This is a genomic window from Thioreductor micantisoli, from assembly GCF_055392745.1.
Genome location: NZ_AP043760.1, coordinates 540,969 through 565,061, shown reverse-complemented (window position 1 = coordinate 565,061; position 24,093 = coordinate 540,969). Strand labels below are relative to the sequence as shown.

The 24,093-nt window shown below is 28.9% G+C and carries 23 protein-coding genes; 3 read left to right on the top strand and 20 right to left on the bottom strand.

The annotated features are described in order from the left end of the window. Both ACZ5OA_RS03045 and ACZ5OA_RS03040 read right to left on the bottom strand, forming a co-directional pair. Nucleotides 1–234: a DUF4492 domain-containing protein gene (locus ACZ5OA_RS03045; RefSeq protein ID WP_464908056.1), complete on the bottom strand. Its 234-nt coding sequence runs from the start codon at nucleotides 232–234 to the stop codon at nucleotides 1–3. 47 nt (nucleotides 235–281) lie between these two features. After that, on the bottom strand, nucleotides 282–1,406 hold the full coding sequence (locus tag ACZ5OA_RS03040) for an amidohydrolase family protein (protein ID WP_464908055.1): 1,125 nt from the start codon (nucleotides 1,404–1,406) through the stop codon (nucleotides 282–284). A gap of 44 nt (nucleotides 1,407–1,450) precedes the next feature. Between ACZ5OA_RS03040 and ACZ5OA_RS03035 the strand changes: the two genes are divergently transcribed. Further along, entirely contained in the window at nucleotides 1,451–1,840 is a 390-nt protein-coding gene (locus ACZ5OA_RS03035) for a hypothetical protein (RefSeq protein ID WP_464908054.1), read from the top strand. Beyond that, complete coding sequence (locus ACZ5OA_RS03030) at nucleotides 1,824–2,333, top strand: DUF2628 domain-containing protein (RefSeq protein WP_464908053.1); 510 nt, start codon at nucleotides 1,824–1,826, stop codon at nucleotides 2,331–2,333. The genes ACZ5OA_RS03035 and ACZ5OA_RS03030 overlap by 17 nt, the downstream gene beginning before the upstream one ends. Nucleotides 2,334–2,353: 20 nt before the next feature. On the opposite strand, the gene ACZ5OA_RS03025 is transcribed toward ACZ5OA_RS03030, so the two are convergent. The 16 genes from ACZ5OA_RS03025 to ACZ5OA_RS02950 form a co-directional block, all read right to left on the bottom strand. Next, entirely contained in the window at nucleotides 2,354–3,898 is a 1,545-nt protein-coding gene (locus ACZ5OA_RS03025; RefSeq protein ID WP_464908052.1) for an L-aspartate oxidase, read from the bottom strand. 60 nt (nucleotides 3,899–3,958) lie between these two features. Further along, on the bottom strand, nucleotides 3,959–5,134 hold the full coding sequence (locus tag ACZ5OA_RS03020; protein ID WP_464908051.1) for a calcium:cation antiporter: 1,176 nt from the start codon (nucleotides 5,132–5,134) through the stop codon (nucleotides 3,959–3,961). A gap of 11 nt (nucleotides 5,135–5,145) precedes the next feature. After that, nucleotides 5,146–6,036 carry a hypothetical protein gene (locus ACZ5OA_RS03015; protein ID WP_464908050.1) on the bottom strand — a complete coding sequence of 297 codons (891 nt, stop codon included), beginning with the start codon at nucleotides 6,034–6,036 and terminating at the stop codon, nucleotides 5,146–5,148. Continuing rightward, entirely contained in the window at nucleotides 6,033–7,961 is a 1,929-nt protein-coding gene (gene metG, locus ACZ5OA_RS03010; protein WP_464908049.1) for a methionine--tRNA ligase, read from the bottom strand. Before metG ends, ACZ5OA_RS03015 begins: the two co-directional genes overlap by 4 nt. Next, nucleotides 7,958–8,809 carry a class 1 fructose-bisphosphatase gene (locus ACZ5OA_RS03005; protein WP_464908048.1) on the bottom strand — a complete coding sequence of 284 codons (852 nt, stop codon included), beginning with the start codon at nucleotides 8,807–8,809 and terminating at the stop codon, nucleotides 7,958–7,960. The genes metG and ACZ5OA_RS03005 overlap by 4 nt, the downstream gene beginning before the upstream one ends. Further along, entirely contained in the window at nucleotides 8,809–9,294 is a 486-nt protein-coding gene (gene mobB / locus ACZ5OA_RS03000) for a molybdopterin-guanine dinucleotide biosynthesis protein B (RefSeq protein WP_464908047.1), read from the bottom strand. Before mobB ends, ACZ5OA_RS03005 begins: the two co-directional genes overlap by 1 nt. Before the next feature lie 60 nt (nucleotides 9,295–9,354). After that, a complete protein-coding gene (gene guaB / locus ACZ5OA_RS02995) occupies nucleotides 9,355–10,803 on the bottom strand; it encodes an IMP dehydrogenase (RefSeq protein ID WP_464908046.1) in 1,449 nt (482 codons plus the stop codon). Between the two features lie 9 nt (nucleotides 10,804–10,812). Next, nucleotides 10,813–12,159, bottom strand: coding sequence for an Asp-tRNA(Asn)/Glu-tRNA(Gln) amidotransferase subunit GatA (gene gatA, locus ACZ5OA_RS02990; protein WP_464908045.1), 1,347 nt, complete (start codon nucleotides 12,157–12,159; stop codon nucleotides 10,813–10,815). Nucleotides 12,160–12,267: 108 nt separating this feature from the next. Continuing rightward, nucleotides 12,268–15,000: an isoleucine--tRNA ligase gene (ileS, locus tag ACZ5OA_RS02985; protein WP_464908044.1), complete on the bottom strand. Its 2,733-nt coding sequence runs from the start codon at nucleotides 14,998–15,000 to the stop codon at nucleotides 12,268–12,270. A gap of 40 nt (nucleotides 15,001–15,040) precedes the next feature. After that, nucleotides 15,041–16,852 carry a primosomal protein N' gene (locus ACZ5OA_RS02980; RefSeq protein ID WP_464908043.1) on the bottom strand — a complete coding sequence of 604 codons (1,812 nt, stop codon included), beginning with the start codon at nucleotides 16,850–16,852 and terminating at the stop codon, nucleotides 15,041–15,043. Nucleotides 16,853–16,971: 119 nt separating this feature from the next. Beyond that, nucleotides 16,972–17,217: a hypothetical protein gene (locus ACZ5OA_RS02975; RefSeq protein ID WP_464908042.1), complete on the bottom strand. Its 246-nt coding sequence runs from the start codon at nucleotides 17,215–17,217 to the stop codon at nucleotides 16,972–16,974. Nucleotides 17,218–17,409: 192 nt separating this feature from the next. Further along, nucleotides 17,410–17,874: a type II secretion system protein gene (locus tag ACZ5OA_RS02970; RefSeq protein ID WP_464908041.1), complete on the bottom strand. Its 465-nt coding sequence runs from the start codon at nucleotides 17,872–17,874 to the stop codon at nucleotides 17,410–17,412. 8 nt (nucleotides 17,875–17,882) lie between these two features. Then, nucleotides 17,883–18,344, bottom strand: coding sequence for a type II secretion system protein (locus ACZ5OA_RS02965; RefSeq protein WP_464908040.1), 462 nt, complete (start codon nucleotides 18,342–18,344; stop codon nucleotides 17,883–17,885). 31 nt (nucleotides 18,345–18,375) lie between these two features. Next, nucleotides 18,376–18,831: a type II secretion system protein gene (locus ACZ5OA_RS02960; RefSeq protein ID WP_464908039.1), complete on the bottom strand. Its 456-nt coding sequence runs from the start codon at nucleotides 18,829–18,831 to the stop codon at nucleotides 18,376–18,378. A gap of 54 nt (nucleotides 18,832–18,885) precedes the next feature. Then, nucleotides 18,886–19,095, bottom strand: a complete 210-nt coding sequence (locus tag ACZ5OA_RS02955; RefSeq protein WP_464908038.1) for a hypothetical protein — start codon at nucleotides 19,093–19,095, stop codon at nucleotides 18,886–18,888. Next, a complete protein-coding gene (locus tag ACZ5OA_RS02950) occupies nucleotides 19,092–19,319 on the bottom strand; it encodes a hypothetical protein (RefSeq protein ID WP_464908037.1) in 228 nt (75 codons plus the stop codon). The genes ACZ5OA_RS02955 and ACZ5OA_RS02950 overlap by 4 nt, the downstream gene beginning before the upstream one ends. A gap of 69 nt (nucleotides 19,320–19,388) precedes the next feature. Here ACZ5OA_RS02950 and uvrB point away from each other — a divergent pair, with 69 nt between their 5' ends. After that, nucleotides 19,389–21,404 (top strand): excinuclease ABC subunit UvrB, encoded by a 2,016-nt coding sequence (gene uvrB, locus ACZ5OA_RS02945; protein WP_464908036.1) that lies wholly within the window; start codon nucleotides 19,389–19,391, stop codon nucleotides 21,402–21,404. 63 nt (nucleotides 21,405–21,467) lie between these two features. Here uvrB and ACZ5OA_RS02940 read toward each other — a convergent pair whose 3' ends face one another. Further along, a complete protein-coding gene (locus ACZ5OA_RS02940; protein WP_464908035.1) occupies nucleotides 21,468–22,574 on the bottom strand; it encodes an Mrp/NBP35 family ATP-binding protein in 1,107 nt (368 codons plus the stop codon). Beyond that, nucleotides 22,567–23,952, bottom strand: coding sequence for a phosphomethylpyrimidine synthase ThiC (gene thiC / locus ACZ5OA_RS02935; protein ID WP_464908034.1), 1,386 nt, complete (start codon nucleotides 23,950–23,952; stop codon nucleotides 22,567–22,569). Before thiC ends, ACZ5OA_RS02940 begins: the two co-directional genes overlap by 8 nt. Nucleotides 23,953–24,093: the final 141 nt, after the last annotated feature.

Below are 24,093 nucleotides of genomic sequence, written 5' to 3'. Positions count from 1 at the left end.
CTATTTCTCCTTTTTTGAGTTTTGTGTTGATGGTATTGTAGTTAGTTGCTTTATAAATAAAGCTTCTTTTTGATTTTTATTTTTTACGACATTATCTACTGTCGGAAAGAAAAAAACCTTTATTACTACAAAAATAACCACCAATTTGATAATGATGATTAGCCAAAGCTTTTTACCAAGGCTTGATAGATTTTTAAACCCATCCACATAAAACAACACTATTTTATTAATCATCTTTACCCTCCTTATCGAGGCTAGTTACAATTATACAATATTTTTACTTAAATTTTAATAGTTTTTTTGAAAATAAACAATTTATTCATTTTAAATTCATACTTTATATTATTTCCTTGATCATGATCAATAATATTTCTATTTCCTAACATAAATTTAGCTTTTTTTCCTACTTCAATACTTCCTTCATTTAATTCAAAAAATTTGGCAGGATTAATACTAACAAGTTTAATTAAAGTTTCAGTTTTTACATCTAATGAATATAAAAGTTCTGCAAATTTATCCAATTTACTTATTCCAAATTTTGCAACTTCAAAAGGTACATCTTTTGTTGCATCTTTTACTGCTATATGATTTGATGAAATAAAATCAATTTCTTCATGTCTTACTGCTTCTAAAAGAGCATTTCTATCTTCATTACTTCTAATTGGAGGAAAAGTTTTGTAAAAAGTATTAAAATCATTTATATTTTTATCTGTATAAAGTAAATTATCAATACAAACATCTACAAAAATATTTTTATTTCTATTTTTTAGCAACTCTAAACTCTCTTTTGTAGTAATTGATTGAAAAACTACTTTAACATCAAAATTTTTAGCAAATTCCAAAATTTTAGCAACCTCAACACTCTCCACATAATTTTCAATTCCATCAAGTCCCAAAGAATATGCCTTATCACTTGCATTCATTTGTCCATTTCCTAAAAGTTCTCTATTGTTTGCATTTACAAAAATTGGAACTTTCAACATTTCTGCATATTGAAATACTCTTTTTATTAAATTCATATTTTCATCACTATTTATAAATAAAGCCCTTGCACCTTTATCTACTAAAATATGAATATCACTTAATTTCCCTTCATAAATAGCTTCAATAGCTACTAATAAATCAATATCTTTTTCTTTTGTGAGATTATATGCTAAATGAAGTTTATTATAGATTGGTTTATTTTTGGGAATCATAAGAATTGTCCCTACTCCACCTTTTAAAGCTTTTTTATTAAGTTTTGAGATTGATTCTGAATTTTTAACATTTAAATCTACACATAATGGAAATATTTCTGAATTTTTGGCATCATATACTTCATTATCACTTATATTATCTCCAATTTGAGTAATAAGTCCATTTTCAATTTTAACATCTTTTGAGTTTTTTATATTAGTTATTAGCATACCGAGCCTTTTTTTATTATAATTCTACCAAAAAAGGAAATATTATGACAATATGGATACTTTTTATTCTATTATGTTTAGGAATTGGCTTATTCGCAAATAAAAAATTTAATCGTAGGATTTGGTTATGGAGTATATTAGCTATTTTATTCTCTCCATTATTCACATTATTATTATTACTTTTTGTAGAATATGTTTGGAATACTACAGCTGAAAAGTTTTCAAGAAATATGATAGACTTAAATAAACTTTATAAAAATGGAGTAATATCACAAGAAGAGTATGAATTTAAAAAAAATTCTCTAATTTCTAGACTAAGAAATGATAAAGCTGATGAATTTTTAGTTAGAATTATCCCTTTAGTTGAAAATAATATTTTAACAAATGAAGACATAAATCAAATCAAAAGGAAATTATATGGAAGAGTTGATTGAATTACATAATCCAGAATTCAGTGAAAAAGATATAAAATGGATAAAATTTTTTGCAGAACATGAAAAAGCACCACTTAAACCTGTATTCAATCTAAAAGGTTTTATATTTAGTTGGTTTTATCTACTTTATAAAAAAGCCTATATAGAGAGTTTTGCTATAATAATTGTTAGTTTACTTATAATTCAAGCTGCTTTTATTGCTCATAGTTTTTTACTTTTAGGACTTGGAGTAATTTTACCAAATTTAGCTGTTGGATTTTATTTCTATTTTATGTTTGCAAATAAAATGCTGAGAGATATTGAAAATTGTGGGAAACCTATTGACAAAGAGTGTTTAAAATCAAAAGGTGGAACAAATATCTATGCACCTATTTTTGGAATTATTATTGTTGTCTTACTATTTTGGCCTATTATTTATGCAAAAATTAGTAAGCACGATATTACAACTGACCAAAATAAATATATAAATAAAGTAGAAAAAGCCTTGAAATAAAAGACTTTTAAATAAAACTTTTATAATCTAGTAATAGTATGTCTTGCAAAACTGAAATCTGATTCAGGGAAGTCTAATCTAAAGTGAGCACCTCTACTTTCTTCCCTTGCAAGAGCTGCTTTTGTCATAGCTACTGCAATATCAAGTCCATTTAAAAATTCTAATTTATCTTTTAAATGTGAATCAACTTCACTCTCTAAATTATTTCTCATTTCATCAAATTTAGTTAAGGCTTTTTTCATAGCAAAACCATTTCTTAAAATACCAACTTTATTAAATAAAAGTTTAGCAAGTTCTGTTTTTTTCTCTTTTACATCTATTTTTTTATTTTTAAGATTTTCAATAAGTTCTTTATCAGATTCTACTTTTCCCTCAGGAATTTCTATAAACTCTTTGTTTCTAACTGCATATTTCACCGCTTTATATCCAGAATATTTACCAAATACTGCACCTTCACTAAGAGAATTTCCTCCAAGTCTATTGGCACCATTTACACCATTATTTCCAGCTTCCCCAGCAAAAAATAGACCTTCAATTGCAGTATCTGTATAAGTTCCTGTTTTTATTCCACCCATAGAATAATGAGCTAATGGGTTAAGAGGAATAGGCTCTTTTGCTATATCAATTCCTTTTAAAGATTTTACTCTTTTTTTAAGATTAATAAGTTTTGTATTTATTATTTCTTCTGGCACATCTGTTAAATCCAAATATACTTTTCTTCCTCTTTGAAGTTGTTTTACTATCGCACGAGTTACGAAATCTCTTGTATTAAGTTCATCAACAAAAGATTTTCCTTCATCATTTACTAGTTTTCCACCCTCCCCACGCGCGGCTTCACTAATTAAATAATTAGTTCCTTCAAGTCCTGTTGGGTGAAATTGAATAAACTCTAAATCCATACCTTCAAGCCCTGCACGAAGTCCCATAGCTACTCCATCACCTGTTGCATCTGCTACATTTGTAGTATATCCTCTAAAAAGTCCAGCATATCCACCCATAGCAACTACAACTGATTTCGCTTGAATTACCTGTAATTCATCATTTTCATCAACAAATGTAACTCCTGCTATTTTTCCATCATTTACAATTAGATTAAGAGCAAAATGATTTTTTATTGTATCAATTTTAAGTGTTTTAAGAACTTTATTAAGAGTTTTCATAATAGCAGGACCTGTTGCATCACTTGAAAAAACTGTTCTTTTAAATTTTGTTCCACCAAAAGGTCTTTGTGCTAATTTCCCATTTTCCAAAGTATTAAAAGGAACTTTAAATTTTCTATGAAGTTCTCTAACTACTTGAGGTGCTTGTTCGCAGAATATTCTAACAGCTTCTTCATCTGCTATTCCCATTCCACCTTTTAAAGTGTCCTCAATGTGATGTTCAATAGAATCACCATCTTCCATATTATTAAGAGCTGCATTAATTCCACCTTTTGCCATAAAAGAGTTATTTGCCATTGGTGATTTTTTCGATACAATAGCAACATTACCACCTAATTCTTTTGCTTCAATAGCAGCCATCATTCCAGCTATTCCACTTCCTAAAACTAACACATCATATTTCATACTTTTAAACCTTTTATAAATTTTTTTATTTAATTATATCAAAAAAAGATAAAATTTGTCTTAATAAAACATTTCGATAACTACATAACTCAAAAATAACATAATATGACTAAGCCCTTCGAGATAGTTAGTTTCTCCATTATCTGTAGTTTTCCAAGCCAAAATAATTGTAATTAAGAGTGCTCCTATTTGTAATGGAGTAAAATCCATAGTAATATCAACTCCAAATATAAGAGATAAAAACATAATAACAGGCACTGTTATAAGTATAGAAACTGTACTTGCACCCATTGCAATATTTACAACTCTTTGAATTTGATTATTTCTAGCAGCTTTAATAGCTGTAAAAAGCTCAGGAGTCGCAGTAATTAAAGCGATCACAATCCCTCCAAAACCTGCACTTAATCCAAAATTTTTAATAACCTCCATTCCATTACTTGCAAAAATTTCAGATAAAAATCCCACAAAGCCGAGTAAAATACCTAAAAATATTCCATTTACTAAATTACTTCTTTTTTCAAAGAAATAATCATCTTCAACTTCTTTATGTTTTTTTTTAAATCTCAATATTCTTTCTTTATAAGTTGATTTAAAAAAATCTATATGGGTTCTTGTTTGAAATTGAAAAATAAAAATATAAAACACAACAAGTAAAACTGAAATTATAATACTTGCATCTAATACTGCTTTATGAGTATGCCCAATTGAAAGAGTAGAAGGAACTAAAAGCATAGCAGCTGAGACAAATAAAACAGTTGTATAGCTTGAAGACGTATCTTCGTTATGATTTTGCTCTTTATAAAAAAGCCCACCTACAAACATAGCAATACCTAAAAGTGCATTTAAATCCACTATAAAAGCTGAAATAATACCACTTTTTACAGTTGTAACAGCATCTGGATTATGAACAGCTTCTCTTAATACCATAAAAAGAATTAAAATTTCAACAACAACTGCGCTAAAAGTTAAAATTAAACTTCCAAAAGGTTCACCTATTCTATGTGCTAAAATTTCAGCAATTTCACTAATTGTAACAGAAATACTACCTATTGCAATAGTTGTGGCAACTGCTGTAAAAAGAACAGAATAATGCATATGATACATATAAATAGCAGCTAAACCAAAAATTAAACCAAAAATTATATCCCAATAATCACGAAAAAAATCTGCATTTTTTTCAACTATTTCGACAATTTCTTCTTTTGTCTCTTCAAAATGATTGACCTGCGAGTCCATTAATTTTCTCCTTAAAAAAGTCTATTTTGAATTTCTTCTTTTTCTTTCAAATTTACATCAATATCAATTAAAATCGCAAAATTATACTTATCTTTATAAAAATAATCAATATTATTTTTATCATAAAATTTAACATTTGCATATTTTACTTTTTCAAATATAAAATTTAAATCTCTTGTCAAAAATTCATCATTTTTAATGCCATTTATAACAACTTTATCAGTCTTTCCAAACTTTACTTTTTCATTTCTTATATTTACAAATTGAGGAGTAAATCTATCTATTTTTAAAGATTTTAGGTTATATTCTAATGAATTATCTTCAAAAAAAGCTAAAGCCAAAGAAAGTTCATCTAAATATAATGAAGGAAAAACAATATTATATTCATTGTTTTTATATTTAAACTTAGAAATAAAAAGAGTTGAATCAATAAGTTCTATCTTTTCTTTTTTCGTTAAAGTAATAATATTCATAGCCATATTAGCTAAATCTTCATTAGAAGTAATATAATATTTATATTCATTTAAAAATTTGGCTTCTATTTTATCAATAATTGCTATATCTGATTTTATTATACTTTTTATAATATCAAGAGTAATGTTATTACAAACATATAAAGTTTTATCTAAAAGTTTATATTTAAGTAATCTAAACAAAGCCTCTTCAATATCATCAACCTTAATCCATACTATTTCATTGTCTATAATTTTATGATATTCAGTAGAAAGAATAGCATAAGCACCTCTTTGAATAGCCTCTTCAATATCATCATCATTATCAGAAATAAAAAGATATTCTCTTTTTATTTCATTTAAATTATCAGCAAATCCAATAATCTCAGATATAAATCCAGCATTTATAAGTTCTCCATCTATAATATTAAGAATAGTATCTATTCTCATTTAATTGGTGTTCCTTCTTTTTTGCTAGTTTCAGGTCTGAGTAAATGAAGTCCATTTTTATCTTTTGCAGCAAGTAACATTCCCTCACTAAGTATTCCCATAAGTTTTGCAGGTTTTAGATTTGCAACAACTGCTACTTGAGTCCCAACTAAACTTTCAGGTGAATAAAATTCTTTAATTCCTGCTACAATTTGTCTATTTTTACCTTCCCCTAAATCAACTTCTAATCTTAATAATTTTTTAGAATCTTTAACTTCCTCAGCCACTTTTACAGTTCCAATTTTTAGACTAACATTAAAAAATTCATCGATTGAAATAAGTCCATCTTCATTTTTTACTTCTTTAATTTCATCTTTTGGCTCTTTTTTAACTTCTACTTGTTTTAAAAGTGGTTTCTCAATTTTTGGAAATAACAGATCTGTTTTTTTAATTATAAATTCATCTAAAATATTTTTATTTTTAATATATTTTTCGTAACTTTGTGCATTAATCTCATAATTTAAACTATTTGCAATTTTATCCATTGTTTTAGGCATAACGGGTGCAAGCATAAATGAACCTCTATTTAAAATATTAGCAACTAGTCCCAAAAGTGCCATAGTTTTTTCTGGATTTTCTTTGATCAATTCCCAAGGTTTTTCATCTTGAATAGTTTTATTTGCAATAGAAAAAACTTTCCATAGCTCTTCTAAATATTTATGAATTTGCATTTCATACAAAAATGGTTCAAGTGAATCAATAATAGTTTCAACTTCCTTAAGCTCTTTTGAATAATATTTTTTCACATCTTTACTATCAATTTTACCATCAAAATATTTATAGCTCATACCAATAATTCTATTTAAGAGATTTCCAAGTTCATTTGCTAAATCATTATTAATCCTATCAATTAATGCTTTTTCACTAAAATCTCCATCAGCACCAAAAGGAACTTCTCTAAGCATAAAATATCTAAAGTTTTCTAATCCATAAGCATCTGCAACTTCTTTTGGATTAATTACATTTCCTTTTGATTTACTCATTTTTTCACCATCTCTTGTCCACCATCCATGAGCTGCTACATTTTTAGGAAGTTCCAAACCTAAACTCATTAAAAAAGCTGGCCAATAAATTGCATGAAACTTTAATATATCTTTTCCAACTATATGTAAACCAGCTGGCCAATATCTCTTCATCAAACTTTCATCATCACTTCCATATCCAAGAGCAGTTATATAGTTTAAAAGTGCATCAAGCCATACATAAATTACATGTTTAGGATCATTTATACTTTTAGGAAGTTTCACTCCCCATTCAAATGAAGTTCTTGTAATTGATAAATCTCTTAGTCCATCTTCTACAAATCTAATAACTTCATTTGCCTTTGCTTTTGGTATTATTGGTGTTTTTTCTTTATACCAATTTAAAATATCTTTTTCATATTTTGAAAGTTTAAAAAAGTAACTTTCTTCTTTCAATTTTCTTGTAGGTTTTCCACAATCAGGACAAAATTCTTTGTCAATTAATTGTGTTTCAGTAAAAAATGTTTCACAACTAACACAATAATTTCCTTCATATTCACCTTTATAAATATCACCTTTTTCATACATAATCTCAAATGCTTTTTGGACACCTTTTTTATGCTCTTCATCAGTAGTTCTTATGAATTTATCATAACTGATTTCAAAGTCATCCCATAAATTTTTAAATTTACCACTAACCTCATCAGCATACTCTTTTGGAGTTTTATTTCTAAGTTTTGCAGCTTCTTCAATTTTTTGCCCATGTTCATCAGTTCCAGTTAAAAAAAATGTATCAATACCTTCAAGTCTTGAATATCTTGCAATAAAATCAGCAATAATAGTTGTATAAGCATGACCAATATGTGCTATATCATTGACATAATAAATTGGAGTTGTTAAATAACATTTTTTACAATCACTCATTTTTTCACCTTTGAATAAGTTTTTAATACTCTATTTATTTCATAATTACTTCCCAAAAAACATGGACTTGTATCATGAATATGTTCAATTCCTAAATCTAGTAAATCATTTTTTCCATCGATTGCTAAACCACCTGCTTTGTTATAAACAAACGCAAAAGGAAACACCTCAAAAAGTTTTCTAAGTTTACCTTTTGGTCTATCTCCTGCCCCTGGATAAGCAAAAAGACCACCGCCTTTTAATAAAATTTGATGTAAATCAGGTACCATTCCTCCACTATATCTAAGTCTATATCCATCAGCGAAAAATTCATCTATCATTTTTTTATGATATGAATACCACTCTTTTTGAGTTCCACCAGGACCAACTAGTTTTCCTTTTTCACTAAGTCTAAGCTCTTTTTGAAAAATAAATTCGTTTATTTCTTCATCTAATCTATATAATTCAACCACATCTCTGGCTATTACAAGTTCTACTCTTGGTCCATACACTACATAAACAGCTGCTACAATATTAGGCCCACTATATTCATCTTTATATATTCCAAAAATACTTCCTACACTTAAATCTACATCTATTAAGCTACTTCCATCAAGTGGATCATAAGCTATTAGATAGTCTCCATTTCCATGCATAGGATTTATATCTTGTTTTTCTTCACTAACTATCTCTTTTATAGAAGAAACTTTTTTAAACTCATTTTCTATAATTTCATCACTTATCAAATCAAGTTTTACTTGAACATCTCCACTACTATTTTCAGTTTGGGCTTTAGAAGTATCTTCTGTTTGTATAGCTTTGTTTATTTTTATCGCTGAACTTTTTATAGCATTTATTATATCAGTCATTATATCTCCTTTGCATTATTTAAAACCCAATTAATCACTTCATCAACATTATTTAAATCTAAAATTTTGATCTCTTTTGGAATCAAATTTTTATCAATTGTATCATCAATAGCTACTGCTTTTATATAAGGGAAATAACTTTCATCTATTTCATTTCTAAAAATTGCAATCCTTGGAAGTGGTAAATATTTAAGTCCCTCAACTAAAAGATAATCAAAGTCATTTATCATATCAACTATTTCATCCAAACTTTTTTGTTTATGAGAAAAATATGTTGTTCTTTTGGGTGAAGTTACCACAACTTCTGCACCTGTATTATAAAATTTATAACTATCTTTCCCCTGGGTATCAAATTTTGCTTTATCTGATGGGTCATTTTTGATTATAGCTATTTTATATGTAGAGATTATTTTGTTTGAAATTTTTTCAATAAGTGTAGTTTTCCCAGAATTACTTGGTCCTGTAAATGCAACTGCTTTTCTCACATTTTTACCTTTTATTTATATTTTTATATTATATCACAATTAATACAATAAGAAAAAATCTTATTGATGATAATTTGGTGCTTCTTTTGTAATTGTTACATCATGCACATAACTTTCTTTTAGCCCTGCACTCGTAATTTCTACAAATTCTGCATTTTCTTGGAAAGCTGGAATATCTTTTCCACCAACATATCCCATAGAAGCTCTTAGACCTCCCATTAATTGATAGATTACATCTACGATACTTCCTCTAAACGGAACCATCCCTTCAATCCCTTCTGGAACAAGTTTATCAGCTGCTGTTCCTTCTTGGAAATATCTATCATTACTCCCTTTTTGCATAGCACCAATACTTCCCATTCCTCTATAAGATTTATATTGTCTTCCTTGATACATAATTTTTTCACCTGGAGCTTCTTCTGTTCCTGCTAACATACTTCCAAGCATTACAACACTTGCCCCAACTGCTAAAGCTTTTGCTATATCACCTGAATATTTAATCCCACCATCAGCAATTACAGGAACTCCATATTTTTTACCTTCTGCGGCACATTCATCAACTGCACTAATTTGTGGAACTCCAACACCTGCTACAATTCTTGTAGTACAAATACTTCCAGGCCCTATTCCTACTTTTACCGCGTCTGCTCCAGCTTCTATTAAATCTCTAACCGCTTCTTTTGTAGCCACATTTCCAGCAATTACATCAACTTCAAATTTTGATTTTATCTCTTTTACTAAATCAACAATTCCTTGTGAATGTCCGTGAGCAGAATCCAAAACTAATACATCAACACCAGCCTCAACTAAAGCCGCTGCTCTTTCCATACAATTACCTACACCCACTGCAGCTGCTACTCTAAGTCTTCCAAACTCATCTTTTGCAGCATTTGGAAATTCAATTTTTTTCTTAATATCTTTAATTGTAATAAGACCTTTTAAATATCCTTCTTCATCAATAATTGGAAGTTTTTCAATCTTATTTTGATGCAAAATATCAGCTGCTTCATCTAAACTAATATCTTCATAAGCAGTTATTAGTGGCATTTCAGTCATTAATTCTTTAACTGTTTTACCCATATCTTTTTCAAATCTTAAATCCCTGTTTGTTAAAATACCAATTAATTTATTATGATCATCTACAACTGGTACTCCTGAAATATGAAAATTATCCATAAGTGCAACTGCCTCAGATATTGGTTGTTCAGCTTTAACTTTTATTGGATCAGAAATAACTCCACTTGTTGATTTTTTTACTCTTGTAACTTCTTTTGCTTGAGCTTCAATATTCATATTTTTATGAATTACACCAATACCACCAAGTCTTGCCATTGTGATAGCAGCACGATGTTCTGTAACTGTATCCATCGCAGCACTCATTACAGGAACATTAAGTTTAATATTTTTAGTTAACTTGGTCGTAAGCTTTACCTCTTTTGGTAATACTGTCGAATGTTTAGGTACTAATAATACATCTTCATAAGTCAAAGCTTTATATCTAATTCTCATTTTTTCTCCTTATTTTACTAATTCTTCTACTATTTTTCCACCATCAAATACTGCTTGCTCATCAAAATGTTTCCCAATTAATTGAAGTGCAATAGGAAGACCTTCTTTATCTTTTGAGATAGGAAGTGAGATTGCTGGGTTTCCACTTAAATTCACACTAACAGTATAAATATCTTCTAAATACATTTCAAGAGGAGTTTTGTTTGCTCCAAACTCAAATGCAGTTGTTGGTGCTACTGGCATAACAATTAAATCTGATTCATCTAAAATTTTGTCAAATTCTTCTTTGATTAAATGTCTAACTTTTTGAGCTTTTAAATAATAAGCATCATAATATCCACTACTCAAAACAAATGTTCCAAGCATAATTCTTCTTTTTACTTCATCACCAAATTGAGCACGTGTTAGTTCATATGTTTCTTTAAGATCTTTTCCTTCGATTCTACTTCCGTATCTCATTCCATCATATCTACTTAGGTTACTACTTGCTTCGGCTGTTGCTACCACATAATAAGTTGCTATATCGATTTTATTATTCATCAAATCTTTATGAATAATTTCATGCCCAGCTTTTTCAAGTGCTTTAATTGTATCTAAAATAGCATCTCTAACTTCTTCATTTGCTTCATTTACATAATTATCAATTACAGCTATTTTTAGTTTTCTATTTTTGCTAAATTCAACTGATGTATAATCAATATCAGCAGAAGTTGAATCATTTTTATCGTGACCTGAAATAATATTATATAAAATTTTTGCATCTTCTACATTTTGAGTAATTGGTCCAATTTGATCTAAACTACTTGAATATGCAGCAAGCCCAAATCTACTAACTCTTCCATAAGTTGGTTTCATTCCTACAACTCCACAAAAAGCAGCAGGTTGACGAATACTTCCACCTGTATCACTTCCAAGAGCCGCTACTGCTAGCCCTGCCGCTACCGCTGCTGCACTACCACCAGAGCTTCCACCTGGGACTTTTGTATTATCAATCGGATTCAGAGTTTTTCCATATTGGCTTGTTGCGGTTGTACTTCCCATTGCAAATTCATCCATATTTGTTCTACCAAATGGACTTAATCCATTATCAAGAAGTTTATTTACAACAGTTGCATTATATGGAGAAATATAACCTTTTAATATTTTTGAACCACCAGTTAATTCCCAGTTTTTTACATTAATATTATCTTTAATTGCAATTGGCACACCTTCGCCACTTTCACTTAAATCTATATCTAAAAATTGCTCAACATAAGCACCAATTTCTTTATTTTCTTTTGCTTTTTGATTTATATCTTTTTTAAGCTCTTTTAACTCATCTTTATTTAATTTCAAAGCCTCTTTTAATGTTATCATTTTATTCCTTTTGAAATATATTTTAATATCTGCCACATAACTATCCACAAAACAATAAGCAATAAAGTAGTTCCAAAAACAACTTCATTACTGATAGGTTTAGTTAAATCAAACATTTATTACCTCTTCACATCTTTGGCATAGTGAATCTTCACTTTCAGCCAAATATCTCCAACATCTTGGACATTTATATTTATTAGATTTTCTAATTTCATAAGTTATTCCATCAAATTGTATTTCACCTAAAAGTTCGCCACAACTTTCATTATTTATTTCACTTACTACAAAGAAATCAACGATATCTTCATCATCAAGTAAATCAGCATCATTTGTACAGATTGTTAGTTCAAGTGTAGATTTAAGCTTTTTTTCTTTTTTAAGTTTATCTACAACTTCTCCAAATTCTTCTCTTAATTTTAAAATTTTATCAGTAATCGAATTTGTTAAATCAAACTCTTTAAATTCTAGATATTCATAATCAAAAATTGAATCTTTTTTGAGCATCTTAGGAGCATTTTCAATAGCTTCATTTGCTGTATATGTTAAAACTGGTGCAATTATAATTATTAATCTTTTTGCAATCATACACATAGCAGTTTGAGTTGCTCTTCTTTTGTCTGAATTTTCAGATTCACAATACATTCTATCTTTTGTTATATCTACATAAATAGCACTAAGTTCATTTACTACAAAATTATTTAAAATATTGAAAGCTTTTGAAAAATCATACGCTTTAAAGAGTGAAATAACTTCATTAAATACATCTTTTGCTTTAGCTAAAATCCATTTATCTATATCAGAAAAGTTATAATTTGGCTCACTCATATCTTCAAGGTTTGCTAAAAGAATTCTTATAGTATTTCTTAATTTTCTATATTGGTCAGAAATTTGTTTTAGGATTTTATCACTAATTTTGATATCACCTTTATAATCACTCATAGCAACCCAAAGTCTAAGTATTTCGCCACCAAATTGTTTACTAACATTCACAGGAGAAACGACATTTCCTTTGCTTTTACTCATTTTTTCACCCTTTTCATCAACAGTGAATCCGTGAGTTAAAATTGATTTATAAGGTGCTTTATCTTCAGTCGCAGTTGAAACTAAAAGTGATGATTGGAACCAACCTCTATGTTGATCACTTCCTTCAAGATACATATTAGCAGGATAATTCCCTGCGTCATAATTTCCGCTTTGTAAAACTGCTGCAAATGTTGAACCACTATCAAACCAAACATCTAGAATATCATTTACTTTTTCTAAATTGTCTGGATTATATTTTGAATCTTTAGGTAAAAGTTCACTTATACTCAAATCATACCAAGCATCAGCACCTTTTTCGCTAAAAATATTATAAATATTATCTAAAACTTCATCATCTAAAATAATCTCTTCTGTTGTTTTATCTCTAAAAAATGCAATAGGAACTCCCCAATCTCTTTGTCTAGAAATACACCAATCAGGTCTATTTTCTACCATTGTATTCAATCTGTTTCTTCCAGCTTCTGGAACAAATTTTACATTTTCAATCTCTTTTAGCCCTCTATTTCTTAAAGTTTCACCCTCAACTTCTTCATCCATTGCTATAAACCATTGTTTTGTAGCTCTATAAATTAAAGGATTATGACATCTCCAACAATGTGGATATGAGTGACTAAATCTATCTACTTTTACTAAACTTTCTCCCAACATTTCTAAAATCTTAGGTTGTACTTTGAAAATAAACTCACCTACAAATTCATCAGGAAGAAGTTTTTCAGTTTTGATAATTGGAGAAAAACAACCTCTTTCATCTACTGGTTGGATTACTTCACTAAATCCATATTTTCTCCATACTTTATAATCATCTTCACCATGTCCTGGGGCTGTATGAACACATCCAGTTCCACCATCCATTGTAACATGCTCACCTAAAAGAACTATACTTTCTCTACCATTTAGTGGATTAATTGCTATTAACTTTTCAAGTTCATCTGCTTTAAATTTCTTCTTAACATCACCTTTTATGATTCCTGTTTCTTTCAAAGAATCATACAAAGGAAGAGCTACAATTTTATTATCCGCGCTTAGTGCATACTCTTCATCAGGATTTAGACTAATTGCCATATTTGAAGGAAGTGTCCAAGGAGTAGTAGTCCAGATAACTATACTTGCTTGATCATTAAGTCCTAATTTTTTAAGACTTTCATCATTAAGTTTAAAAGCTACATAAATAGAATAATCTTCTTTATCTTCATATTCTACTTCTGCTTCTGCAAGTGCAGTTCTATCATGCATACACCAAAATACTGGTTTGCTTCTCTCCACTAAAAGACCTCTTTTGGCAATTTTAGTAAGTTGTTTATAAATATTTGCTTCAAATCTAAAATCCATAGTTTTATAAGGATTTTCCCAATCACCGATAACACCAAGATTTTTAAATTCTTCTTTTTGAATATCAATAAATTTAGCCGCGTGAACTCTGCATAATTCTCTAAGTTTTGACTTAGGAAGAGATTCTTTTTTTGCTCTACCTATTTTTTTCTCTACTTGTTGTTCAATTGGAAGCCCATGACAATCCCATCCTGGAACATATCTAACTGATTTTCCTTGAAAATAGTTAAATTTAACAATAATATCTTTTAAGATTTTATTTAGTGCATGTCCTATGTGAATATGACCATTTGCATATGGAGGTCCATCGTGAAGGTTATATTCTTCTTTGCCAATTCTGTTTTGTTTCATTTTTTCATAAATATCATTTTCAAACCATTCTTTATATTTTTTAGGCTCGTTTTGTGGAAGATTTCCTCTCATAGGAAATGTAGTTTTTGGAAGTAATAATGTGTCTTTATAATCCATTAGGAGTCTCTCCTTTTTTCATCGTATTATAACATAAATTTCAAATAAAATTTACAACATCCATATCCACTTTTGTTTTATCGCTTTTACATTCCCATATAAATTTATGAAAATTCACTCCTTTAAGTAATATTTGATAACGATATTTATTTGATATTTTGGTAATCGGACTTGGACCAAAACCCAAAATCGGATACTTTTTTTCTAAACAATTTTTGACTTTTAGCATCTCATTTTGAGCATTATTAGGATATTTATCACTAAATTCAAGCTTTGCAAGGCGAGTGAAAGGCGGATACTCTAAAATTTTTCTAAATTGTAACTCATCTTCTATAAATTCATCATAACTTTGAGTGAAAAAATCTTCATTTTGTGTTTGAATCAACACTTCCCCATTTTCTCTTCTTCCTGCTCTCCCAGCTACTTGTTTAACTAAACTTAAAGCTCTCTCTCTTGCTCTGTAATCTGGCATATTCAAAACAAAATCAATATCTAAAATAACTGCGAGTTTTACATCATAATCGTGACCTTTACTTAGCATCTGAGTTCCTACTAAAACATCAATTTTTTTATCATTAAATTCTTTTAGCGTTTTATCAAGTCTTGTTTTTGAAGTAATTATATCTCTATCAAACTTCTCAATTCGTTTATTTGGAAAATAAGTTTTCAAAATTTCTACTATTTCACTACTTCCAATCCTTTCATTCAAGAAATTTTCACTGCCACAATTTGGACAAACTGAAGGAATTTTAGTAGTATAATTGCAATAATGACATTTCATAGTTCGATTATTAGAATGCACACTCATACTAACATCACAAAATGGACATTTGATAGCTTCACCACAATCTGCACAGATCATATATTTGAAATTCGCACGAGTTGGGATAAAAATAATAATTTGTTGATTCTCATTTAAAGTAGCTTCTATTTTTTTGAGAGTTTCTTCGAAATTTGAAACAAATTCAAACTTGTTATTTGAATTATAAAAATTACCTTTTAGACGAAAGTTAGGATGTTTATGAAAATCACTTATTAAAGGAGTAGCACTTCCCAAAGCTACGCTAATATTATAAACTTTTCCAAAATAGATAGCTAAATCTTTTGCATTATATCGAACACCACTTTGTGATTTATAACTGTCATCGTGAAATTCATCTACAATTATAATTCCTAAATTATTCATAGGTAAAAACAGAGCGCTTCTCGCCCCTGCTATTATTCTAATTTTTCCTTCTTTTATCCCTTCTAAAATTTTTATTTTTTTAGGTTTTGTGATTTTTGAATGCCAAATAGCTACTATTTCACCAAAATATTTTTTAAGTCTTTTTTCCATTTGAGAAGTAATAGCAATTTCAGGCAAAAGTAAAATAGCAGTTTTTTCTTCATTTATAACTTTTTCAATAAGTTTAATATAAATTTCTGTTTTTCCACTTCCAGTATCTCCAAAAAGAATAGAAACTTGGTTATTCTCGCAAAATTCAAAAGCTTCTTTTTGTCTATCAGTTAAATTTATATCTGTTTTTATATTTAAATTTTCTAATTTGTTGTTTTTCTGAAAAGTAAAAAGTGAAGCTGATTCTCCTAAACTGCAAAAATAGTAATAGCTGATAAAATTAACGATTTTTTGCTCATTTTCATTTAATTCATAAATTAGTTTAATAATATCTAAACATTTAAATTTTGGTTTTTTAGTTTCTTTTATAATCAAAGATTGAACTGTTTTATTTCTAAGTGGAACTTCTACAATAGAAAAAAGATTAAAATTATTTGTTGATTGATAAGTAAAAATAGAAGGAGTGCCAATTATGGCACATTCATAAAAGTTTAGTGAATTGATATCTATATTCATCAATTCATCTCATAATTACTACAAAATGTGAGTAAAATCAAAATTTTAAGTAAATTCTTCATTTTTTATTCATTTTTAGAAGTTTTATAGATAAAAACATAGGCTTTGTTGAATGTTTTTCAATTATCATTCATTAACTTTTTAAGAGCTTCTGTTGGTTTACATTCTTTTTCTAATCTTTCAAATTCATTCTCAGTAATATATATTGGTTTTAGTAAAAATTCTTCAGGTATAGTTTTTACAGTATTAAAATAATATTCTAAAGCTTCATTAATGATATGATTTTTTTTAATTCCTTTTAATGTAGATAACATTTCGAGCATTTGATAATTGTTATTATTTAGGTTTGTATATAAAGCTTTCATTTTTTATCCTTTTATATTTTAAATATATACATATATTATAGCATATATTTATATATTATTAAATAATAGTTTTAAATTATTTTTATTTGGTTGAGTAATTTATTTAGACTTTAAATAAGAATTAATTTTGATTTTGTAGTTTTTTATAAGTAAAAATAGAAGGAGTGCCAATTATGGCACATTCATAAAAATTTAGTGAGTTAACTTCGAACAAAGTGTATCTGCATTTCCAGAATTAAGTCCAGCACAATCAAAATGACCATTTGAACTATTATAATCAAACGCTATATCTGTGCTCATAACTTTTACACTATAATTTGTATCATCTGTTTTCATCCAATGTCCATCTGCATCTTTTGAATATATTGGATAACTTAATAACTGACCAATAGATGAATTTCCATCAAAAAGTTCTTGACCATCTGTGTATGGAGCAGCAGCATCATCTAAATATTTGGGATAATCATCAATTCCCGTCATTAAGTTTTTTGTATGTAGATTAGAAATAGCACTTCTAATATTAGCAACATCTGTTCTTACTTTGGCAATAATCGCATCATCTCTTGTAGCCCACAATTTTGGTAAAGCCACTGCTGCAAGTATCCCTATTACAACTATTACGAAAATAAGTTCAATCATTGTAAACGATTTCTTCATTTTTTTCCTTAAAAACTTACTGCATTATTTAAAACAGAATAATTTCTATCTGCTGGTATAACTCTTTTTATATCTTGACATAATGTATCATGATTTGTTGAATTAGTTTCTACCTTTATTTGAGAACCGTCTGTTTGATAATTCACACAAACTGTATTGGTGTCCTTGTTTGAATAAAGTACAGAATGATTATCATCTACTACTTTTAGCCAACCCTTTTTAATAAGTTCATTAGAAATAATTTGACTTGAATGAGTTGAACCGTTTATATCATTGAAATTAATTTTACCACCTTGTGAAGTATAATAAGCAATCAATTCTTTTGTACCATCTTGAATCTGGCTAGTAAGAACTGCTGTCTTGGCATCATCTCTTGTAGCTGCCAATTTCTGAATAGCAACTGCTGCTAAAATACCTATGATGAGAATAACGAAAATTAATTCAATCATTGTAAAAGCTGATTTTTTCATATTAAAATTAAAACTCTAAGAGAAAAATCTCTTAGAAATTTACACGACTTCCAGCAACTGTATAATTAGCATCGTGTATTATATTTTTTATACCGTTACAAATAAGTCCAGTTCCAGTTGTTTTTACAAACAAAGTAGTATTATTAGCATCTAATGTTACACAAACTGGCGTAGTATTACCATCTCCATATACTTCCACTTCATTGATAATACCACTAGTATTCACATCTTTTTTAGCTTTATGTTGATCTACCAATTGACTTAAAACTTGAGACATTGTAGTAAGATTTGTATCATTAAGATCTCCACCTTGTGCTGTTGCATAAGCACTAATTTCCCCCACTGCACTTTGAATTTCTTGAGAAATAGTTGCAACTTTTGCATCTGTTCTTGTCGCTGCTAATTTTGGGATAGCAACTGCTGCTAGTATTCCTATGATAACGATAACGAAAATTAATTCAATCATTGTAAAACCTGATTTTTTCATGGTTTCTCCTTTATTTTTTGACTTGTTTAAAAAGAATCATACTATAAAATTTGATTATAAGTCAAGTTTCTTAAGTAAATTTTTCATTTTTTGTTCATTTTTATAACTTTTATAACTAAACTTGAGCATAATATTTAATAAATTTTTAATTTGAGTATCTGAATTATTTAGATTATTTATATCATCTTTGATATATTCATAAAACCCATTTTCTATTTCAATTTCATATTTTTGCCCAACAAGATAAAGTTTTATTTTTTTCATTTACCTAAAATAACCTCAATTTTTCCTACAATTTCTTCAAGTTCCAAATCTTTAAGTGCTAGCGTTTCTTGAAGTTCTGCATTTTGAGTCTCTAATTCTTCTTTTTTACTACTTAAATTAGCAACTTCTGTTTCTAACTCTTCTACTTTTTTAATAGCACCTTCATATTTAGCCAAAAGCCCATCAATTTTTTCATTTAAAAGTGTTAAAATATCTTTTTCCATTAATAAATCCTTTTTTGATATAATTATAACTAAAATAATAAAATAAGTATAAATTTTATAAGGAAATAGATGTTTAAATTAAATTCCAACTACAAACCAGCTGGCGATCAGCCAAAAGCTATAGAAAAACTAACAAAATCAATCCCAAATAATAAATATCAAACTTTGCTTGGAGTTACCGGAAGTGGTAAAACATTTACAATGGCAAATATAATCAAAAAATTAAATATGCCGACCCTCATAATGAGCCATAACAAAACATTAGCAGCCCAACTTTATAGTGAATTTAGAGAATTTTTTCCACAAAATCATGTGGAATATTTCATAAGTTATTACGACTATTATCAACCAGAAGCTTATATTCCTAGGCAAGATTTATTTATAGAAAAAGATAGCTCAATTAATGATGAACTTGAAAGGCTAAGAGTTTCGGCAACAGCTAGTCTGCTTCAATATGATGATGTAATAGTAATAGCATCTGTTTCAGCAAATTATGGGTTAGGTAGTCCATATGAATACAAAAAAATGGTGGTAAAATTTGAAATAAATGACGAATTTAATCAAAAAGAGTTGATGCTTAGACTAGTCGATATGGGTTATGTCAGAAATGATAAATTTTTTGATAGAGGAAATTTCAGAGCACATGGAGAAGTGATTGATATATTTCCAAGTTATTATGAAGATAAATATTTAAGATTAGAATTTTTCGGCGATGAGATTGATAGAATTGAAATCAGAGATTATTTAACAAATGAAGCAATTGAAAAAAAAGAATCATTTATGCTTTACGCTGCAAATCAATTTATAGTAGGAATTGAAAGATTAAATGAAGCTATAGGTGAGATTGAAAAAGATTTGGGAAATAGACTAAAAGAGTTTGAAGAAAAAGGCAAAATTGTAGAAGCTCAAAGACTTCGTCAAAGAGTTGAATTTGATCTGGAAATGCTAGAAACCACAGGCTCAACAAAAGGAGTAGAAAACTATTCAAGATATTTAAGTGGCAAAAAACCAGGAGAAACTCCATATACTATGTTTGACTATTTTGAAATAAAAAATCGCCCTTATTTGGTAATAGTAGATGAATCTCATGTGAGTTTACCTCAATTTCGTGGAATGTATGCTGGGGATAGAGCTAGAAAAGAAGTTTTAGTAGATTATGGATTTAGACTTCCGAGTGCATTAGATAATAGACCACTTAAATTTGATGAATTTATAAACAAAGCCCCACATTATCTATTCGTCTCAGCTACACCAAAAGAGACAGAACTTGAGCTATCAAGCACAGTAGCCGAACAAATCATAAGACCTACAGGACTTCTAGATCCAATAGTTGAGCTTTTTCCAAGCGAAGACCAAGTAGCCTTACTTTATGATGAAATTCAAAAAAGAGTAGCTAAAAATGAAAAAGTATTAGTTACAACTTTAACAAAAAAAATGTCAGAAGAACTTCAAAAATATTATTTAGAACTTGGTATGAAAGTCAGATATATGCATTCTGATATAGATGTAGTTGAGAGAAATGAAATTATTCGAGGATTAAGAAATGGAGATTTTGATGTTTTAATAGGAATTAATTTACTTAGAGAAGGACTTGACATACCAGAAGTTAGTCTAGTAGCTATTCTTGACGCTGATAAAGAGGGATTTTTAAGAAGTGAAACAAGCTTAACCCAAACTTCTGGAAGAGCTGCAAGAAATATAAATGGAACAATTTTGATGTTTGCTAACAAAATAGAAGAAAAAGTTGTAGTCGATAATTTAGAAATTTTAGAAGAAATTAAAGATAAAATAACAACTTCAATGTATAATTCAATAAAAACTACAATTTCAAGAAGAATTAAACAACAAATTTATAATAAGTTGCACAACATAACTCCAAAAACAACAACTAGAAAAATAGAAAAAACACTTAAAAGCGATGAATTAGTCCCAAAAGAGATAGACAAAATACCAGCAAAAGAGAAAACATATATTTTACAACAACTTAAAAAAGAGATGTTAGAAGCTAGTAAAAATTTGGAATTTGAAAGAGCAATTGAGCTTAGAGATAAGATAGAGAAGTTAAAAAAACACAAAAAGCGCTAAGTAAAATTAACAGTTGTTTCGTTTATTTAGTTCAGTAGTATTAAATTGAAATAAGGAAAGACCTTATTTCATACTACAAGCACTAGGAGCTCCATTCACACCATAAATTGGTTGAATCATTTCATTACCAGCTAAATCTTCTTCAAGAACTTTTTCGATAAATGTCCATAATTCATCAGCTGCTTTTAAATATCTTTGTGCACTTTCACTCTCAGGATGAGCTATCATTAGTGGATTACCACTGTCTCCACCTTCTCTAATTGCCATTTCAATTGGAATAGCAGTTAAAAGTTTAGTTCCATACTCTTTTGCGAGATCTTCACCACTTCCTTTACCAAAAATATCATACTCTTTTCCATTATCTGGACAAATAAATCCACTCATATTTTCAATAATTCCAGCAATTGGAATATGAAGTTTTTTGAACATATCCATACTTCTTCTTGCATCATCAAGTGCAACTGTTTGAGGAGTTGTAACTGCTACACCTGCACTAACTGGAACTTGTTGAGCCATAGTCATTTGAGCATCTCCTGTTCCTGGTGGCATATCGATAACTAAACAGTCTAATTCTCCCCACGCAACATCACTCATAAATTGGTCAAGTGCTTTTACAAGCATAGCGCCTCTCCACATTAAAGCTTGACCTTCTGGAAGTAAATTTGCCATAGAGATAAATTTAATTCCATAATTTTCAAATGGTTTTACCTGTTTTTCATTTACAACAACTGGTCTTTCATTTTGTTTCCCTAGCATTCTTGAAATGTTTGGTCCATAAATATCACCATCTAAAATACCTACTTTTTTACCTTGAGCCGCCAAAGCAAGTGCTAAATTAACAGTAGTTGTTGATTTCCCAACTCCACCTTTTCCACTTGATACCATTACGAAACTTTTAACAAAAGGCATTTTGTTATTACCTCTACTTGAAGTTTCTCTAGGTTTTTTTGGTCTAATAATATTTAGATTTGCTTCAATACCAGCTTCTTTAAAAGCTTCAATTGTAGCATCATTTAGTTTTTGTGCTACCTCATCATCACTTGATGGAATTTCATAAGTAATAATTACACTTTTTCCATCTTCACTCTCATCTACACTTTTTACAAATCCAAAATCTACTATTGATTTTTTAAATCCTGGATACATAATTTTTTTTAAAATATCATTCATTCATTTCTCCTTTATTTTGAATTTTAGCTTTCGCTTCTTTTTTGAACTTTTCCCAATCAAAATTTTCTAAACTATCTTGTGTAACTTTGTAACTACAAAATTTTGGTCCACACATTGAGCAAAATTCTGCATCTTTAAATACTTCTTGTGGAAGTGTTTCATCATGATACTCTTTTGCTCTATCTGAATCAAGAGCTAATTTAAACTGAGTTTTCCAATCAAAATGGTATCTTGCATCACTCATTTTATCATCAATATCTCTAGCTCCGGGTCTTTTTCTACCGATATCTGCTCCATGAGCCGCTATTTTATAAGCGATAATCCCTTCACGAACATCTTTATCATTTGGAAGACCTAAATGTTCTTTTGGAGTAACATAACAAAGCATACTAACCCCATACCAACCTGCCATCGCCGCACCTATTGCACTTCCAATATGGTCATATCCTGCCCCTATATCAATAATTAATGGCCCTAAAACATAAAAAGGTGCTTCGTGGCAGTAAATTTTTTCAAGTTTTACATTTCTTTCAATATCATTAATTGGCACATGTCCAGGCCCTTCTATCATAACTTGAACATCTTTTTCCCACGCTTTTAGAGTTAATTCTCCTAAAACTTTAAGCTCACCAATTTGTGCTTCATCACTTGCATCAGCTAAACATCCAGGTCTTAGACTGTCCCCTAATGAAAGTGAAACATCATATTTTCTACAAATATCCAAAATTTCATCAAAAGCTGTATAAAATGGATTTTCTTTATGATGTTCCAACATCCAAGAAGCCATCAAACTACCACCACGACTTACTATTCCCATTTTTCTCTTAGCAATAATTGGCATATGTTTTAATAAAAGTCCTGCATGAATTGTAAAATAACTAACTCCTTGCTCGGCTTGTCTTTCTAAAATTTCAAGCATTTTAGGAATTGTTAATTTTTTTACATCTCCAATTTCATCAATTATTTGATAAATAGGAACAGTTCCGATAGGAACAGTAGATGCCCCAATTACTGCTTTTCTTATTTCATCAAGTTTTCCACCTGTACTTAAATCCATAATTGTATCTGCACCATATTTAATAGAAGTTCGAACCTTTTGAACTTCTTCTTCAATATTACTGGCTAAAGCACTTGCACCTATATTTGAATTGATTTTACATGAGCTTGCAATTCCAATCGCCATAGGTTTTAGATGTGTATGATTGATATTAGCTGGGATTATAAGTCTTCCTCTTGCTACTTCACTTCTTACAAATTCAGGCTCTAAATTTTCAACTTTTGCAATATATTCCATTTCGTGAGTAATAATACCCTGCTTTGCATAATACATTTGGGTTCTTACTTCACCACTTCTTTCTTTTACCCACTCTTTTCTCATAAAAATCCTTAAATTTAATATTTATTTAATTAACTTTTCCGTAATTTATCAAACTTTCCTTAAAATAAGATTAAATCAGTCTATTTATTAAAATTAACATCTTATTTTCAATTTTAATAAAAAAAGTGTATAATATCGTAA

Coding starts and splice junctions, on each gene's coding strand:
- ACZ5OA_RS02975 (WP_464908042.1), bottom strand. CDS start 17,217: ATGAAAGCTTTATATACAAACCTAAATAATAACAATTATCAAATGCTC.
- ACZ5OA_RS03020 (WP_464908051.1), bottom strand. CDS start 5,134: ATGGACTCGCAGGTCAATCATTTTGAAGAGACAAAAGAAGAAATTGTC.
- ACZ5OA_RS03045 (WP_464908056.1), bottom strand. CDS start 234: ATGATTAATAAAATAGTGTTGTTTTATGTGGATGGGTTTAAAAATCTA.
- uvrB (WP_464908036.1), top strand. CDS start 19,389: ATGTTTAAATTAAATTCCAACTACAAACCAGCTGGCGATCAGCCAAAA.
- ACZ5OA_RS02955 (WP_464908038.1), bottom strand. CDS start 19,095: ATGAAAAAAATAAAACTTTATCTTGTTGGGCAAAAATATGAAATTGAA.
- guaB (WP_464908046.1), bottom strand. CDS start 10,803: ATGAGAATTAGATATAAAGCTTTGACTTATGAAGATGTATTATTAGTA.
- ileS (WP_464908044.1), bottom strand. CDS start 15,000: ATGGATTATAAAGACACATTATTACTTCCAAAAACTACATTTCCTATG.
- thiC (WP_464908034.1), bottom strand. CDS start 23,952: ATGAGAAAAGAGTGGGTAAAAGAAAGAAGTGGTGAAGTAAGAACCCAA.
- metG (WP_464908049.1), bottom strand. CDS start 7,961: ATGAGTGATTGTAAAAAATGTTATTTAACAACTCCAATTTATTATGTC.
- ACZ5OA_RS02940 (WP_464908035.1), bottom strand. CDS start 22,574: ATGAATGATATTTTAAAAAAAATTATGTATCCAGGATTTAAAAAATCA.
- ACZ5OA_RS03015 (WP_464908050.1), bottom strand. CDS start 6,036: ATGAGAATAGATACTATTCTTAATATTATAGATGGAGAACTTATAAAT.
- ACZ5OA_RS03005 (WP_464908048.1), bottom strand. CDS start 8,809: ATGACTGATATAATAAATGCTATAAAAAGTTCAGCGATAAAAATAAAC.
- ACZ5OA_RS02950 (WP_464908037.1), bottom strand. CDS start 19,319: ATGGAAAAAGATATTTTAACACTTTTAAATGAAAAAATTGATGGGCTT.
- ACZ5OA_RS02965 (WP_464908040.1), bottom strand. CDS start 18,344: ATGAAAAAATCAGCTTTTACAATGATTGAATTAATTTTCGTTATTCTC.
- ACZ5OA_RS03040 (WP_464908055.1), bottom strand. CDS start 1,406: ATGCTAATAACTAATATAAAAAACTCAAAAGATGTTAAAATTGAAAAT.
- ACZ5OA_RS03030 (WP_464908053.1), top strand. CDS start 1,824: ATGGAAGAGTTGATTGAATTACATAATCCAGAATTCAGTGAAAAAGAT.
- ACZ5OA_RS02970 (WP_464908041.1), bottom strand. CDS start 17,874: ATGAAGAAATCGTTTACAATGATTGAACTTATTTTCGTAATAGTTGTA.
- ACZ5OA_RS03025 (WP_464908052.1), bottom strand. CDS start 3,898: ATGAAATATGATGTGTTAGTTTTAGGAAGTGGAATAGCTGGAATGATG.
- ACZ5OA_RS02980 (WP_464908043.1), bottom strand. CDS start 16,852: ATGAATATAGATATCAATTCACTAAACTTTTATGAATGTGCCATAATT.
- gatA (WP_464908045.1), bottom strand. CDS start 12,159: ATGATAACATTAAAAGAGGCTTTGAAATTAAATAAAGATGAGTTAAAA.
- ACZ5OA_RS02960 (WP_464908039.1), bottom strand. CDS start 18,831: ATGAAAAAATCAGGTTTTACAATGATTGAATTAATTTTCGTTATCGTT.
- ACZ5OA_RS03035 (WP_464908054.1), top strand. CDS start 1,451: ATGACAATATGGATACTTTTTATTCTATTATGTTTAGGAATTGGCTTA.